Genomic DNA, 15,251 nt, shown 5'->3' with positions numbered 1-15,251 from the left:
ATGGTTGGCAGGCCGCTGTATTGAATATATGAAAGGTGCATTTGAAGCGAAACAGACCCAGGAGTTGATTGCATGATTGAAATTGTTGTTCCCAATGTGGGTGAATCGGTGAGTTCGGGCATTATCGCTGCGTGGCTGAAAAAGGACGGCGATGCGGTTGAAGAGGGTGATAACCTTTTTGAACTGGAAACCGACAAGGCCACAATGGAAGTTCCCGCCACCGCATCAGGAGTTCTTCATATTGATGCCCGGGAGGGCGATGAAGTCGAAGTGGGCGCAGCCGTGGGTCGCATAGATGAGAACGCCTCCGCTCCGGCACAGTCTTCCGGCGATACGGCCCGGGGGAATGAAGAATCCGAATCAAAATCACAATCCGGTGCAAAATCCGGTGCAAAAAGCGGCGGCAAAGAAAAATCAGGTGCAAAAACCGCCGAAGATACGGCAGGCTCCCCGACTAAGGAACCCGCCGCTGCACAGAAAAACACCCCTGAAAAACAAGGGACACCTGAAAAATCCCCAGCCGGAAGGCAGCAGACCGGTTCCGGGCAGCAGCAGGGACCGGCAAAGAAGAAGCGAAGCCTGGATGATCTTTCTCCCGCCGTTCGCAGACTTGTTGAGGAACTGGACCTTGATCCGTCGGACATTCCCGGTAGCGGGCCGGAGCACCGCCTGTTGAAAGAGGATGTTCAGCGCTATGTTAAGCAGGGCGCGGGTTCCGGCGGTTCCGGTTCCAGGTCCCCGGCTTCCGGCGGGGCAGCCCTGCACGGGGATATTGATCCCGACCGTCAGGAACGGGTTCCCATGACCAATCTGCGCAAACGTATCTCGGAACGTCTGGTGGAGAGTAAACAGACTGCGGCCCATCTTACAACCTTCAACGAAGTGGATATGAAAGCCGTCATGGATATCAGAAAAGAGTACAAGGAAAGCTTTGAGAAAAAGCACGGTGTGCGTCTGGGATTCATGAGCTTTTTCCTGAAGGCTGCGGTAAAAGCCCTGAAGGAGTATCCCCAGGTAAATGCCTTTGTGGACGGCACGGATATCATTTACAACAAATTTTTTGATATCGGCGTTGCCCTTTCATCAGACCGGGGGCTGATGACTCCGGTGGTGAGGGACTGTGAGTCCAAGGGATTTGCGGAAATCGAAACCATCATCCTGGATTTTATCCAGCGGGCGCAAAAGAAGAAGATCATGCCCGACGAACTGATGGGGGGAACGTTCACCATTTCCAACGGAGGGGTGTTCGGTTCCATGCTTTCAACTCCCATCCCCAATCCCCCGCAGACGGCAGTTCTGGGCATGCATACCATTCAGCAGCGCCCGGTAGTCCGGAACGGGGAAATTGTGATCCGGCCCATGATGTATCTGGCTCTGACCTATGATCACCGGATTCTGGACGGAAGGGAGGCCATCGGGTTTCTGAAAACCATCAAGGAAGCGGTGGAAGATCCAAACAGTCTGCTGCTGGACGTCTAGGTTTTTGTTGATATGTGATTTCCGGTGAAGTGATGTTTCCGGCAAACGTGATAATGGAGAGACCGATATGAGCGATGAAAATGTGTTTGATCTGGCGGTGATAGGGGCGGGACCCGGCGGCTATGTTGCTGCCATCCGGGCGGCTCAGCTGGATATGAAAGTTGTGATAATCGAGCAGATGGAAAGCCCCGGCGGCACCTGCCTCAATGTGGGCTGCATTCCTTCCAAAGCCATGCTCGATTCCAGCGGGCGCTACCATGAGCTGGAACATATTCTGCCGGAACATGGAATTCAGGCCAAAGCCCTGACTCTCGATCTGGAGAAAATGACTGCCCGAAAGCAGGCCGTGGTAAAGAAACTCACCGGCGGAGTTGATTCGCTTATTAAAGGAAATAAAATCACAAAGATTGAAGGCCGGGGGGTATTGGGTGCTCCGGATGAAAATAACGTGCACACTGTTCAGATATTCGACCATGACAACAGCCAATGGGAACGGAGCAGCGGCGGACTGAACCAGTACTCCACGGAAAAAGATTCCGGAGAAGAGAAGAGAAAGGCCAGAGAGCAGATTAAAGCATCCAGAGTGCTTCTGGCTGCAGGAAGCGTGCCGGTTGAACTCCCGTTTATGCCCTTTGACGGCAAACAGATTCTTTCATCCACCGGAGCACTGAGTCTCACGGATGTTCCCAAGAGCATGGCCATTATCGGTGCCGGAGCCATTGGACTGGAAATGGCCTCTGTCTGGGCTTCATTGGGTTCCAAAGTCACGGTTATCGAGATGATGGACCAGATTCTTCCGGGCTGGGACAGTCAGCTTGCCAGGACTCTGATGAGAGATCTGAAAAAACTGGGGGTTGAATTTATCCTGAAAAATTCAGTCACCAAGGCGAAACATCTGAAAACCGGAGTGAAACTGACCCTGGAAAATGATCCCGGAGAGCTGAAAGCGGAAAAAGTACTTGTCGCCGTGGGACGCAGGCCGGCTCTCGATACCGCAGGAATCCGGGATGCGGGTATAGAGCTGGATTCCGACAGCCGCAGAATTGCCGTGGATGAGAATTATCAGACCAGCGTGTCCGGAGTGTACGCCATCGGGGATTTGATCCACGGCCCAATGCTTGCCCATAAAGCGGAAGAGGACGGCGTTACCGCAGTGGAACGGATGGCGGGTATTCCTGCCCATTTCGATTACGGGGTCATTCCCGGTGTGGTCTACACCCACCCCGAAGGCGCTACGGTGGGTGCCAATGAGGAAGAGCTGAAAAAAGAGGGGCGGGAGTACGCAAAAGGCGTTTTTCCCATTCCGGCCAACGGACGGGCTCTTGCCATGGGAAGCGAAAGCGGATTTGTAAAAATTCTGGCAGATGCGAAAACCGACCGGGTGCTGGGAGCACAGATACTCAGCCCCTGGGCAAGCGATCTTATAAGTGAAATTGTAAGCATTATGGAAATGAAAGGCAGCAGTGAGGATATTGCGAGAATTGTACACGCCCATCCCACGCTGCCGGAAGCCGTGAAAGAAGCTGCGCTGGCGGTGAAAAAGCGCAGCATTCACAGTCTGCGCTAATGCGGACTGAACCTCCGTCAGGGGCCAACCGGCGGATGGAAGACTGAAAAAAACATATGGAGGATTTGAATGACCAAAGTTGAATACTCAAAGGGGCTGGAAGGTGTTGTTGCTGCGGAAAGTGCCATCTGCCGGATCGACGGACAGGCCGGTGAACTGTATTACCGCGGATATCCCATATCCGAGCTGGCCAGGAAGGCATCTTTCGAGGAAGTGATTTACCTGCTGCTGTACGGGGATCTTCCCACCAAATCCGAGTATGAGGGATTCCATCTGAGGGTGAGAACCCAAAGAGACATCAAACCGGAAATCCTTGAGATGGTGAAGGGCTTCCCCCGGGATACCCATCCCATGGAGCTTCTTCAATCCAGCATTGCATATCTCAGTTCCTATATCGATCACAAAATTCATCACGGGCCGAACTGTCACTGCACCAGCACCCTCCACCAGGTCACCCAGCTGGCAACGGTGGTGGCTGCTTTCCATCGGATAAAAAACGGAAAAGACTACGTGCCTCCCCGAAAAGACCTGAGTTTCGGAGCCAACTTCCTCTATATGCTGAAAGGGGAGGAGCCCACCAAACTTGACGGGGATATCATGGATGCGGCATTTATTCTTCATGCCGAACATCATTTTAACGCATCCACATTTACCGCCCGGGTTGTCGCATCCACCAAATCAACATGCTACAGCAGCATTTCTGCAGCCATCGGAGCCCTCTATGGAAGCCTTCACGGGGGAGCGAACGAACGGGTCATGAATATGGTGCATGAAGTGGGCACTCCGGATAATGCCAAGGCATGGGTTGAAAATGCTCTGAAAGAGAAACAGAAAATTATGGGCATGGGACACAGGGTGTACCGGGCCAAAGATCCCCGTGCGGTAATTATGGAAGAGTTTCTTGAAACCCTCTCCAAAGAGAAAGGAGACGACAGTTCATACCAGATTCTGAAAACAATTGAAGAGGTTGTGGGGGCTCACATGAAGGAGAAGGGAAAGGACGTGTATCCCAACGTGGACTTCTTCTCCGGTGCCGTGTACGACCTTCTGGGCATTCCGAAAAGCCTGTTCACACCCATTTTTGCCTCCTCGCGGGTGGCCGGCTGGCTGGCTCATGTTCTTGAGCAGCGGGAGGATAACCGGATTTACCGCCCCACAGCAATCTACACCGGACCCGAGGGAAAGCACGTAACGGCTCTGGAGGAGCGATCCTGAAATACCCGCTCTCCGCAAATCGTCCCTTCTGCACACTGCACCGTACCGCACTGCACACTGCGGTTCGCCCGGGGGCGGGACCGGAGCCGGGCGCCGGCCTGCCGGGAGCTGCCCGGAAATCGAGCCTGGGAGCCGGTTTCCAGTTCAAATCCGGGAGTCGGCCCGGAGTTCAAGCCTGGGAGTCGGCCTGAAGTTCAATCCTGAGGGGCTGGGGCGGGATGATCATTCATGGTCTTCCGGCTCGGGTTCCGCCCGGGGGGCTGCGGTGAGATCCTTTTCAACCCAGTTCACCTTGCTGATGCTGAACCCCTGGCTGCGGTACATGTTTTGAGCCGCCTCATTGTCGGAGCCGGTCAGGCAGGCGCTGTAGGCGCAGCCGCGTTTTCGCGCCCACTGCTCAATATGCTTCAGGATTCCTGTGGCAATTCCTTTTCGCCTGCTTTCCCGGTCAACGTGAAGTTCATTCAGCCACAGATATTCTCCGCCGCATTCAAGTCCGTAACATAGGTTGAAAAAACCGAAACCCCGGAGCGCACCGTCATTCAGCCTGTTGAACAGGGGCCGCTCATCCAATCCGGAAGGGGAGGTTTCATCCCGGACATCCGTTTCAAGTGCGGCGCAGATATACACTCCCAGACCCGATTGTGATGCCTGCCGGAGCCGGTTTTCCGCCTCGGTGGTGCTGAGTTCCATTCCATCTTCTTCAAGCTGGATTTTTACCATTTCACTGAGTTCCAGAGGAATGGGATCCAGATGGCTCAACGCTGCCGTAATATATGTAATCATGGAGATATTGTATGGCGTGCACGCCATGCAGGCAATATGTTCCCCGGGGAAAATGGGGAACCGGAAGAATTATATGACTCCGGGCCGATTCAGACGGCAGCCTGCGGGGGCAATGCACTGCAATTTTCCCGGAGTGCTGATTCCTGATTATCCCGATAAGGAAAAATTTTGTTGAGCTATTCGGTCGGTCATATTATGCTCTTACGTACCCGGAAGAACCGGAAAATCGATCTAGTTGGAGTGAACAATGGAAAAGACACGCAGCGAATCCGATAGCATGGGCAACATAGAGATTCCCGGTTGGGCATACTGGGGGGCTCAGACCCAGCGGGCGGTTGAGAATTTTCAGATTTCCGGAAAAACCCTTCCGGTTCCCATGATCAGAGCCATAGCACTGATCAAAAAACACGCAGCCCAAGCCAATGCCCGCCTGGGCCTGGTGGATGAAGCCCTTTCAAAAGCCATTGTACAAGCCGCAGATGAGGTGATACGGGGTGAGTGGGATGAACACTTTCCCATAGATGTGTTTCAGACCGGAAGCGGAACCAGCAGCAATATGAATACCAATGAAGTAATTTCCAACCGGGCGAATGAGATTCTCGGTGAACCTATCGGGCTCCGGAAGCCTGTGCATCCCAACGATCATGTGAACCGGGGGCAGAGCTCGAATGATGTAATCCCCACAGCAGTGCATATTTCCAACAGAATTGAAGCGGAGCAGCTGCTACTTGCCCTGAACGATCTGGGCAGTGCACTGGAAGAAAAAGCGGAAGAGTTTTCCTCGGTTCTGAAGCTGGGACGGACTCATCTTCAGGATGCGGTTCCCATGTCTCTGGGCCAGGAGTTTTCCGCCTACGCCGTGCAGATCCGGAAGGCGGAAACCCGGATCAGGAAAACCTTTGAGAATCTTGAGGAGCTGCCGCTGGGCGGGACCGCAATCGGTACCGGGCTGAACACCCATAAAGATTTCGCCCGTTTGGCAGTGGATGGGATCGCCGAAGAAAGCTCCATTCCGTTCCGGCCTGCAGCCAACAGTTTCGAGGGTATTGCGGCCCGGGATGCTCAGGTCGAGTTTATGGGTGCGCTCAATGTACTGGCCACATCTCTTATGAAAATAGGAAATGATCTTCGTATTCTGGCCAGCGGTCCCCGGGGAGCACTGGGAGAGATCGTTCTCCCCAGCCTTCAGCCGGGCAGCTCAATTATGCCCGGAAAGGTGAACCCGGTAATACCGGAAATGCTCATTCAGGTGGCAGCCTTTGTTCATGGAAAGGTCACTTCGGTTACCATGGGAGGCCAGAATGCCCCTCTTGAGTTGAATATGATGAACCCCATGATTTCATATGAGGTGCTCACCAGCATCGAAGTGCTGAGCAACGCATGCCGCACTCTTGCGAATAAGGGGATACGGGGTATGCAGGCAGATGAAGAACGCTGCCGGCATTGGATTGACTGGAGCCTGGCGATGGTTACCCCTCTTGCATTGAAAATCGGATATGACAGTGCAACGAAACTCGCCTACAAGGCTTTTAAGGAAAAGAAGAAAATCCGGGATGTGGTGCTCGGCGAGGGAATCCTTTCAGAAACAGAACTTGATACAATTCTTGATCCCCGGGGGATGATTTCAAACCGGGATTAAGCCTCCCGGCGAATGACGGATTTATTCTTGCGGGAAATTCCAGGAACGGTTAAGCTACAAAGAAAAGGAAGAGATATGGAACAATTAAATCAGTCAGATCCACAGTATATTAAAGCCATGAGCGAATTCATGCAGGGAAACTGGAGTTCGGCGGAGTCATCTTTCAAGAGCCTGCTGAAAGACTATCCCGAAAGCGGATTCATTCTTCTGAATCTGGGAAATATTTATTATTCCCAGGGCAGCTTGAACAAAAGCATTGAGTATTATCTGAAAGCTCTGGAAAAAGAACCTGACTGGGGGGTTGCATACTATAAACTTGGAGTCACCTACTTCCGGGCAGGAAAGCTTATCAAGGCGCTGGAATCGTTCAACAAAGTAATAGAGTTGAAAAATCAGAGTCACGCCATGGCTTCCTATTTTGTAGGCCTGATCAATTTTTTCCTCGGCCGGGATGATGATTCGGATCAGGCGTTCTCGGCGTTTCATGAAATTGCTCCTGAATCGATGATTGCGAACTTTTTTCTGGCCCAGATAAAGATAAAGGAAAACCATTTCAACGAAGCCATCAAGCTGCTCAATGAGCTCCTTGAGGAGACACCGCTTCTCAGCGAAGGGCATTACATGCTGGGGCAGGCGTACTATGGTCTTCACCGCAACACCGATGCCATCAAAGCGTTTCGGAAGGTCCTGGAAATAAATCCTGATGATCAGCGGGCAAAGACCAAACTCACACTGATGACCGATCTTGAGTGGTGACAGGCCATTAGATGCTAATCCCTGTCCGGAGCAGTGCATGCCTGTAGAACGGCGGCGCTGGATATAAGGTTGAAGGATGACAGATGAAATCGGTCTTGCACGTAGAGCCGTCGGATTTTTTTAGCAAAATCGTTCAGGAAATCATCAGGGAACGGGGGATGGAATATCTCCGTGTTTCCGGTGTCGGGGAGCTTCTCCGTCAACTGAAATCTTTTTCCCCGGATCTTATTATATCGGCTGCCGCTCTATCCGACGGATCAGTGGAGGATATGGTACAAGCCCTGAATTCTGCAGGTTTCACAGATATTCCCGTGTTGATCGTGAGTTCCAGCGAAAGCCTGGAGTTCAGGCGAAGATTGTTCGATCTGGGAGTCGTGGACTTTCTTTTGAAACAGGATATCAGTTCCCAACGGCTGGGGACGTATCTGGATAACCTTGGAAATGCAAATGAACTTATCAGGAACCTGTCTGAATTAGAGATTGCCGTTCTTGATGACAGTTCAACCAGTCTTGCACTGGTTGAAAACATCTTCCGTATGAACGGGATTTTCAATGCGGATTATTACCGGGTTCCTGAACACCTTCTTGATTCGGGAAAAAAATATGACCTTTTTATTGTGGACCTGGTACTTCCCGGGATGACGGGGGAAGAGGTCATACTTCATCTGCGGACATCCCATCCCGGATCCAGTATTATCGCCCTGTCGAGCATATCCAATACCAAAACTGTGAGCCAGGTTTTACTCTCCGGTGCGGATGATTATATTATCAAGCCCTTTGATGCCTCAATCTTTCTCGCCCGGTTGCGGACAAACATCAGGGCATATACCCTGAGCCGTAAATTGGCGGAGAGTCATATGCAGCTTCAGCAACTGGCAGATTATGACGGACTTACGGGTGTGTACAGTCACAGAAAAATTATGAGCATTCTGGAGAACAGTTGTAAAACCATGGACAATCCGGAACAGGCAGCGGTTATCATGTTTGATCTGGATGATTTCAAGCAGATTAATGATCAACATGGCCATCTGGCAGGTGATTCTGCCCTGAAGGTTTTTGCAGAGAATCTCCAGAAAGTTCTGGGTGATGACGGTTATGTAGGGCGATACGGGGGGGAAGAATTCATTGCGTTTCTTCCAAACATTCCGAGAGACCGCTTGAAACACCTTGTTCAAACCGTGGTGGAAGGCACGGGAAAACTATCCCTGGATGACTCGCATTTGATGGGCGGCCGCGTTCAATTGAGCGTAAGTGCGGGCATTTGCTATGGTGACGGCAAAGACGTGGAAGAAACACTGCGGAAGGCCGATAGAAAACTATACCAGGCGAAGGAACAGGGAAAGAACCGCTATATCCTCTAAAGCATTCCGGGTCTAAGCTGCTGAATGCCAATACACGTTCCTGCTTGCCCAAAGCGCCTCCCGTACGTATATTCAGAAAACGTCGAGGTGCTGGGAAAACCGGAGTTTTACAGGCCTCATATAATAATCGTTTACACCCAAGGCATGCGGAACCGGGAGTGTTCATGCAGCCTCATCGAATTTTGCACAAACGTACGCTTTTTCAACACCAGTATGCACATGCGTAATACATCAGACAAACCATAACAGGAGCGGCAATGCCGGAAAACAGAAATTCTTTCAATCAAATTCATTCACATAATCAGGATCAAATGGGATCACATGACGGAACGGTACAGGGCGAACGGCAGGACGATACCGCAGACATGGCGAGTCTGCTCAGGGAACTTCCCGAACCGGGGGAGGCGATGGGCAGATTCACGGTAGTGTCCCGGGAGCCCCTTCCGGAATACAACAGCGTGGGAGTCCTGCTGGAAGAAAACACCAGCAAAGCCAGATTGTATCATGTGTATAACCGGGACGAAGAGAATTTATTCTCCTTCAATTTTGCAACTCTGCCGGAAAACTCCAACGGTGTGGCTCATATTCTGGAGCACACGGTACTTTGCGGTTCACAGAAGTATCCGGTGAAGGATCCCTTCGTTATGCTCTATAGAAGCAGCATGCAGACCTTTCTCAATGCCATGACCTTTCCCGATAAAACCATCTATCCCGCTGCCTCCACGGTAAAAGAGGATCTGTTTAATCTCATGTCCGTGTATGCCGATGCGGTATTTTTCCCCCTTCTTAAGGAGGATCATTTCCGACAGGAGGGACATCGTCTCGAACTGGATGAGAATGGCGAACCCAGAATCGCCGGAGTCGTATACAATGAAATGAAGGCCAACTATTCCACCCACGATTCCATTGCCGGCGACATGTGTTACCGCAGCCTCTTTCCGGACACCCCATACCGTCATGATTCCGGCGGAGACCCCGAGGAGATTCCACAGCTTAGCTATGAGGAGTTTCTCGGGTTTCATAAGCGGTATTACCATCCTTCAAACTGTCTGTTCTTTTTCTATGGCAACATTCCCACATCCGAGTACCTCGATTTTGTGGACAGCATGGTGTTTTCCCGGTTCAGCCGGAGCGAACTGGAAAAGATTACCAGTGTTACCGTTCCTGTGCAGAAACAGTGGAAGGAACCCGCACAGTTTTCCTACAGCTATCCGGTGTCTCCGGAGAGTGACGAGAAAAGTTCGGTGAATCTTAACTGGCTTCTGGCTGAGATGAATGATCCGGTAGAGGCGCTGGGAATGGAGGTGCTCAGTGATCTTCTCATGGGCAGCCCTGCCAGTCCGATTCAAAGGATTATCAACGAATCGGATCTGGGAGAGGATTTAAGCAACAGCAGCGGGCTGGAGAATGATCTTCGCCAACTGGTATTCACCTGCGGGATGAGAGGCACCCATGAAGACCGCGCCGATGAAATCGAAACCCTCATCCTGGACGGACTGGACAAGCTGGTTCGGGAAGGTTTCGATCCTGAACTTGTGAAAGCTTCCTTGAGCCGCTTTGAGTTCAGAGCCCGGGAAATCAAGGGCGGAGGTCCCTATGGTCTGAAACTTCTTATCCGCGGACTCAGGGGCTGGCTCCATGGACGGGCTCCCGGAGAAAGCATGGAATTCACCCCGTATCTCCAGGAATTGAAAAAGCGTCTTGAGAAGAACCCCTCATATTTTATCGATCTTGTGAAAAGGCATCTGTTGGAAAATCCGCACCGGAGCCGGGTGACTGTGTATCCCGATTCCGATCAGAATGAGCGGGAAGAGGAACACGAGCAGGAACTTCTCAAAAAGAAAGTTGAAAGCCTCGGCGAGAATGCCATGGATCAGATTGCTGAGGAAACCGGAAAATTCAGGGAATTTCAGCATGAACCGGACAGCCCTGAGGCCATAGCCAGTCTTCCGTATTTGAGTGTGGATGACATCCCCCGGAAGGTGCGCAGCATCCCCAATGAACTTGATGCGGTTCCAGGTTCGAACCGGTCCATGTATGTTCATGAGGTATTCACAAACGGGATCAGTTACATCGACCTGGGATTTGACATTGCCGGGCTGGAAGAGGAATTTCAGCTCTTTATTCCGTTTATCGCCCATATTCTGCCGCAGATCGGGGCCGGAAACCGTGACTATAGCGAAATGAACATGCAGTGGGGTCTTCAGACCGGCGGATTCAGCATGTACAGCGAGCACTCCCAAAGCGTGGATGGCAGGTATCTTGAGTATGCGTATCTGCGGCTCAAGACCCTTGATGAGAAAAGCGAATCGGGATTGAAGCTGGTGAAGGATGTGCTGACCGCAGCTGATATGAAGGATTACGGATATCTCTGGGATCTCTTTCTGGAATTCCGCAACGATTTCCGGTCTCATATTGTGCCCAGCGGCACCAATTTCCCTGCAATTCGCGCACTGAGAGGAGTAAGCCGGCAATCGCTCCGGGACGATGTGTGGAAGGGTGTGATTCAGGGCAGTTTTGTTGAGCTGATACACTCCAAAGGTGAAGAGCTGGGCAAGGATCAGGCCGGAAAAATGCTGGGTGAAATACTTCAATACCTGATCTACAGGATCTTTCAGTCAGAGAACCTCCTTGCAAATATCACCTGTCAGAATGAACAGCGGGCGGTGCTGGCCGGACAGCTGGAAGACTTTATCCGGGAACTTGAAGCCGCTTCCCCGGTCGCCCCGGTTGGAGAAAATCCCATTCTCAGCGCAGTGATTCACGAAATTACCCCCGGGATCTCCCGTGTCCAGCCCGGGCTGGAGGGCATAGCCCACAGCTGCAAGGTGAACTTTACCGCCATGGCTCTTGAAGCCTCCAGGATTACCATGGAAACCCAAATTCATGAGCAGCTTCTGGCGCACATTCTCCGCAGCGGATATCTCTGGGAGAAAATCCGCATGGAAGGGGGAGCATACGGCGCCTTCTGCGTGAGTGATTCCCTGGCAGGAACCATGATGTTCGGTTCGTACCGGGATCCGGCGATCCAGAGCAGCTGGAAGAGCTATGAGAATGGTCTCCGGCATCTCGCGGGAGCGGCATTGAGCGAACAGGAGCTGGACTTTGCAAAGATTGCGGTGGCCGGAAGGGAGCTGAGACCCATGTCCCCGGCGGAGAAAGGGATGATCAGTTTCAAACGGCAAAAATACAATATCACCGATGAGCTGAGGCAGCAGCGAAGGGAATGGCTTCTCCGTACAACACCCGCTGATATTCAGGCCGCGGCCGCCCGGCTTTTGGAGAATATGAAATCCGGCTATCGGGCGGTGCTGGGGGACCAATCCTCCCTGCAGGAACTTAAGAAGGATCTGCCGGATCTGCAGGTCGTGAAACTGTAGTCCATGGCAATCCGTTCAGATCAGGATGAATATCGGCCCTTATGTACAGGCCGTAAGCGGCCGATATTCTAACAGATGGAGTTCAGATGCGAAAAATAATAATGCCTGCGGTCTTTGCCGCTCTATGTATTTTTTTGATTCTCAATCCGGCGGGACTGAGTGCCCAGACCGGGAACGGCGAATCCGGTGATACATCCAGCGACCCCAGTCTGGTGGCTGTGGGATCTCTATCTGCTTCAAATCTATACCTGAGTTATCTGGTCCTGGGCACCGTCGCAGACGGATACGTCAGCGGCAGTTACGATCTGGAAACCACGAAAAGTATCGCCAGAGAAACCATTTTTTTGAACGGGAATTCCCGGGACGCACTCCAGGATCTTCTGGACAGTGAGGTGATTGCCCGGGAGGAAGCCAGGGTTGTATCAGATATGATTGAAAGCTACGGTATCCTGGACAATATGGCCGGTGCCCTCTTGAATTTTATAGAAGATGAAAACGATAACGGTTCTGCCTATCAGACGTTTCGAAAAGAGGCGTGGGAGAGAATATCCGCCCTGCTGGGCCTTGAGGAATAGCCGGATTCCGCAGCGCTGCCTTTCCTGAGTGGGGCATTTGGAGTGAAGCGCCGGCGCTGTTACGGTGGGCATGGTACCAGGCAGGCAGTATGACTGAAAATCAGGAGTTGCTGCCGGTGGCCTGAAGTGTCAGAAGCAGGCTGTACACCCCGCCGTCTCCCAAAAATGTGAAATCCACGGTAACCTTCCCGTCTTCAGTTTTCCATTGAGCTTCACGAACCTTGTATCCCTGGTGGGCTTGAACATCGGGGTTGATGTAATCGCTGTATCCCCTGTCTTCCCGCCAGGGATTGCCATACTCCATGGTGAGATCGGCAATCATCTGATTTACCGCCCGGTATTTCTTCTGAAACCGTTCTTCGCTGATCTCGGTTTCCTGGGAGTTGAAGATGTACCAGTTCAGCGTTCCGTCGTGAAACGAATAGATCCAGTTGCCCTGTACCCCGAACTCACGGGTATTACGGACATACCTGTCCTCTCCTGTTTCCCTTGCGTCGGGATACAGCTGCTGGAAGGCGTTCTCGCTCATTCCCAGGCGGAGCTGATTTTCCGACAGCGGAGGTTCATTCTCTGAAGTGAAGTCATAACATGCCGTTATCAGTGAGAATCCTATGAGCAGAGCAGATAGAGAAAGGGCCTTGATAACCTTTTTAAAACACCTGGGTGTACTGAAGCTGTATTTCATGGGTGGTACGCCATCCTGGTAAAGATGCCCTGACATTCCGGAAATGATTTCATCCGGAGAAAAAAAGCAGGGCGGTCCGAATATGAGTTAAGGCATTATAGAGCGTAGATCCTTCTTCGTCAAAGAGGAAAATCCGCACCCTGTGAGTTCTGCTTCTGCAATTAAACCCGGCTACTCCAGCCTGCTGAGTATTTTTCCGATAGTCAGAGGAGCACTGCCTTCGTAATGATTATTCACATTCAGAATGACATGTATGCCCCGGTCCATGAGCTTCCGGACTTCCCCCAGCACCAGATCAAGATCCTCATCCATGGGGCGCAGGATGCGGTCCCACCGGCCTGAACTGAGCTGATCCATCTGCTTCCGGTCAGGACCGTGCAGGCGGATAACCACAGGGCGGCTGGGGTCCAGCAGTCCTGCATGCTCCTGCAGGGTGCGGTACACCGGCGGCATATAGTATCCGTGGAGGAGAACCGGAACGATTCCCCGGCTGTTGAGAAAACGGAAGTGTTCCGGGTGAAGATAATCGGGGTTTCGTATCTCCGCACCCAGGTAGACGCCCCCGGGGGAAGCGAATGCCGGGTGGGAAAGGCTGTGATGAGCAAAACTTCCCAGCAGTTCATACAAACGGGAAGCATCCGGCATTTTCTTCTTATTCAGATATTCGAACTGGAGCATGAGAACCCGGGTTTTCGGCAGGATGGGGGAGAGGTGATTCATCACCTGAAGCATCAGATCCGTTGACAGGAAATAGGGGTTTGAACCCTGAATGCTGCTTCTGCTTCTGTGGTGGGTGAGGCTGAGGCTGTCCGGCAGCTTGACGGTGAAGCGGAAATTGTCGGGGGTACGGGCGGCGTATTCCCCGGCTGTGGCGGGATCCGGCAGCCGGGGATTATTATCGAACAGGCTCCAGAACCACTGGTCAATCTCAACACTGGAGAATTTGCGGGCGTACTCCTGGAGGTAATCTGCGCTTTTGCCGCCGACTTTCTCGGGGTAGACCGAACCTTTCCAGCCGTCGTACTTCCAGCTGCAGGTACCCAGGCTGAGCTCGCCATGGGGGAAGGAGCCGGCCTCTCTGTTCATCCGATAAGTCCCAGGCGTTCAATGCCGTTGTACACAAATTGCACACTCATACCCGAAAGAAGAATCCCCATAATTCGCTCAATCACCGTAACGCCGGTTCGCCTGAGAATTTTTCGCAGGAATCTGCCCCCAGCATGGCGATCATGGCGGTGAACAGCACCAGGGCCACAATTCCCAGCAGAATAAATGTGAAGCCCAGGGATTCGCTGTGTTCGGATGTGAAAATCAGTATGGCGGTGATTGCCCCGGGGCCGGAAAGCAGCGGCAGCGCCAGGGGAAAAATGGCGATTTCTGTGCCGTCATACTCACCTGCATTCTCGTTGGTCTTGGTCGTTCGTTTGGCCTTGCCGAACAACAGATCCATTGCAACAAAAAACAGAAGAATTCCACCTGCCACATAGAGACTGCCGGGCTGGATTCCCAATGCGGAAATGAGCTGCCGCCCGAAAAAGATGAACAGGGTAAGTACAAAAAATGCGATGCCCGGAGCCTTGAATGCCACAACCCGCTCTTCATGTTTATTCAGGTGGGCGCTGTTCACCAGGCTGAGATAAACCATGGAGACGCCAAGTGGATCGATGAGAATAAACATTGTGAGAAAAACCGGAATAAATTCATTAATCATGAGCTGAAGAGTAACGTTCCCGGATTTCAATATCAAGAGAGTATGCGAATATATTATACTGAAGATATGGGGGCCATTGGAAATGGGCCAGACTCCG

The 15,251-nt window shown here is 52.1% G+C and carries 13 protein-coding genes; 8 read left to right on the top strand and 5 right to left on the bottom strand.

Annotated elements, in window-relative coordinates; genetic code table 11:
* Positions 1–72: 72 nt before the first annotated feature.
* From odhB to L21SP2_RS13510, 3 genes are all read left to right on the top strand, one after another.
* Positions 73–1,479 carry a 2-oxoglutarate dehydrogenase complex dihydrolipoyllysine-residue succinyltransferase gene (gene odhB / locus L21SP2_RS13520; protein ID WP_024269117.1) on the top strand — a complete coding sequence of 469 codons (1,407 nt, stop codon included), beginning with the start codon at positions 73–75 and terminating at the stop codon, positions 1,477–1,479.
* A gap of 67 nt (positions 1,480–1,546) precedes the next feature.
* A complete protein-coding gene (gene lpdA, locus L21SP2_RS13515; RefSeq protein WP_024269116.1) occupies positions 1,547–3,046 on the top strand; it encodes a dihydrolipoyl dehydrogenase in 1,500 nt (499 codons plus the stop codon).
* A gap of 69 nt (positions 3,047–3,115) precedes the next feature.
* Positions 3,116–4,261: a citrate/2-methylcitrate synthase gene (locus tag L21SP2_RS13510; protein ID WP_024269115.1), complete on the top strand. Its 1,146-nt coding sequence runs from the start codon at positions 3,116–3,118 to the stop codon at positions 4,259–4,261.
* Positions 4,262–4,483: 222 nt separating this feature from the next.
* Here the strand turns inward: L21SP2_RS13510 and L21SP2_RS17530 are convergent, their stop codons facing one another.
* Positions 4,484–5,074 carry a GNAT family N-acetyltransferase gene (locus L21SP2_RS17530; RefSeq protein ID WP_081719634.1) on the bottom strand — a complete coding sequence of 197 codons (591 nt, stop codon included), beginning with the start codon at positions 5,072–5,074 and terminating at the stop codon, positions 4,484–4,486.
* Between the two features lie 220 nt (positions 5,075–5,294).
* Here L21SP2_RS17530 and L21SP2_RS13500 point away from each other — a divergent pair, with 220 nt between their 5' ends.
* The 5 genes from L21SP2_RS13500 (at position 5,295) to L21SP2_RS13480 (ending at position 12,758) form a co-directional block, all read left to right on the top strand.
* Positions 5,295–6,686: a class II fumarate hydratase gene (locus L21SP2_RS13500; RefSeq protein WP_024269112.1), complete on the top strand. Its 1,392-nt coding sequence runs from the start codon at positions 5,295–5,297 to the stop codon at positions 6,684–6,686.
* 75 nt (positions 6,687–6,761) lie between these two features.
* Positions 6,762–7,442, top strand: a complete 681-nt coding sequence (locus L21SP2_RS13495; protein WP_024269111.1) for a tetratricopeptide repeat protein — start codon at positions 6,762–6,764, stop codon at positions 7,440–7,442.
* Positions 7,443–7,525: 83 nt separating this feature from the next.
* Complete coding sequence (locus L21SP2_RS17525; protein WP_024269110.1) at positions 7,526–8,803, top strand: GGDEF domain-containing response regulator; 1,278 nt, start codon at positions 7,526–7,528, stop codon at positions 8,801–8,803.
* 257 nt (positions 8,804–9,060) lie between these two features.
* Positions 9,061–12,183, top strand: coding sequence for an insulinase family protein (locus L21SP2_RS13485; protein ID WP_024269109.1), 3,123 nt, complete (start codon positions 9,061–9,063; stop codon positions 12,181–12,183).
* An 86-nt stretch (positions 12,184–12,269) separates the two neighbouring features.
* The gene (locus L21SP2_RS13480) at positions 12,270–12,758 is read left to right on the top strand and encodes a hypothetical protein (protein ID WP_024269108.1); all 489 of its coding nucleotides are present in this window, start codon (positions 12,270–12,272) and stop codon (positions 12,756–12,758) included.
* A 100-nt stretch (positions 12,759–12,858) separates the two neighbouring features.
* Here the strand turns inward: L21SP2_RS13480 and L21SP2_RS13475 are convergent, their stop codons facing one another.
* The 4 genes from L21SP2_RS13475 to L21SP2_RS18945 all read right to left on the bottom strand — a co-directional run bounded on the left by L21SP2_RS13475 (position 12,859) and on the right by L21SP2_RS18945 (position 15,190).
* A complete protein-coding gene (locus tag L21SP2_RS13475; protein WP_024269107.1) occupies positions 12,859–13,443 on the bottom strand; it encodes a hypothetical protein in 585 nt (194 codons plus the stop codon).
* 171 nt (positions 13,444–13,614) lie between these two features.
* Positions 13,615–14,529, bottom strand: coding sequence for a DUF72 domain-containing protein (locus L21SP2_RS13470; RefSeq protein ID WP_024269106.1), 915 nt, complete (start codon positions 14,527–14,529; stop codon positions 13,615–13,617).
* The gene (locus L21SP2_RS19085; protein ID WP_280113257.1) at positions 14,526–14,615 is read right to left on the bottom strand and encodes a hypothetical protein; all 90 of its coding nucleotides are present in this window, start codon (positions 14,613–14,615) and stop codon (positions 14,526–14,528) included. Before L21SP2_RS19085 ends, L21SP2_RS13470 begins: the two co-directional genes overlap by 4 nt.
* Positions 14,612–15,190 (bottom strand): MarC family protein, encoded by a 579-nt coding sequence (locus tag L21SP2_RS18945; RefSeq protein WP_144083013.1) that lies wholly within the window; start codon positions 15,188–15,190, stop codon positions 14,612–14,614. Before L21SP2_RS18945 ends, L21SP2_RS19085 begins: the two co-directional genes overlap by 4 nt.
* Positions 15,191–15,251 lie beyond the last annotated feature (61 nt).

Origin of the sequence: Salinispira pacifica (assembly GCF_000507245.1) — a bacterium.
Taxonomy (GTDB): domain Bacteria; phylum Spirochaetota; class Spirochaetia; order DSM-27196; family Salinispiraceae; genus Salinispira; species Salinispira pacifica.
The sequence above is the reverse complement of the archived record's forward strand: the minus strand, read 5'-3'. Positions and strand labels throughout refer to the sequence as shown.

What these genes read in the sequence shown, in the direction of transcription:
- odhB (WP_024269117.1), top strand. Translation starts at nt 73, where the DNA reads ATGATTGAAATTGTTGTTCCCAATGTGGGTGAATCGGTGAGTTCGGGC.
- lpdA (WP_024269116.1), top strand. Translation starts at nt 1,547, where the DNA reads ATGAGCGATGAAAATGTGTTTGATCTGGCGGTGATAGGGGCGGGACCC.
- L21SP2_RS13510 (WP_024269115.1), top strand. Translation starts at nt 3,116, where the DNA reads ATGACCAAAGTTGAATACTCAAAGGGGCTGGAAGGTGTTGTTGCTGCG.
- L21SP2_RS17530 (WP_081719634.1), bottom strand. Translation starts at nt 5,074, where the DNA reads ATGGCGTGCACGCCATACAATATCTCCATGATTACATATATTACGGCA.
- L21SP2_RS13500 (WP_024269112.1), top strand. Translation starts at nt 5,295, where the DNA reads ATGGAAAAGACACGCAGCGAATCCGATAGCATGGGCAACATAGAGATT.
- L21SP2_RS13495 (WP_024269111.1), top strand. Translation starts at nt 6,762, where the DNA reads ATGGAACAATTAAATCAGTCAGATCCACAGTATATTAAAGCCATGAGC.
- L21SP2_RS17525 (WP_024269110.1), top strand. Translation starts at nt 7,526, where the DNA reads ATGAAATCGGTCTTGCACGTAGAGCCGTCGGATTTTTTTAGCAAAATC.
- L21SP2_RS13485 (WP_024269109.1), top strand. Translation starts at nt 9,061, where the DNA reads ATGCCGGAAAACAGAAATTCTTTCAATCAAATTCATTCACATAATCAG.
- L21SP2_RS13480 (WP_024269108.1), top strand. Translation starts at nt 12,270, where the DNA reads ATGCGAAAAATAATAATGCCTGCGGTCTTTGCCGCTCTATGTATTTTT.
- L21SP2_RS13475 (WP_024269107.1), bottom strand. Translation starts at nt 13,443, where the DNA reads ATGAAATACAGCTTCAGTACACCCAGGTGTTTTAAAAAGGTTATCAAG.
- L21SP2_RS13470 (WP_024269106.1), bottom strand. Translation starts at nt 14,529, where the DNA reads ATGAACAGAGAGGCCGGCTCCTTCCCCCATGGCGAGCTCAGCCTGGGT.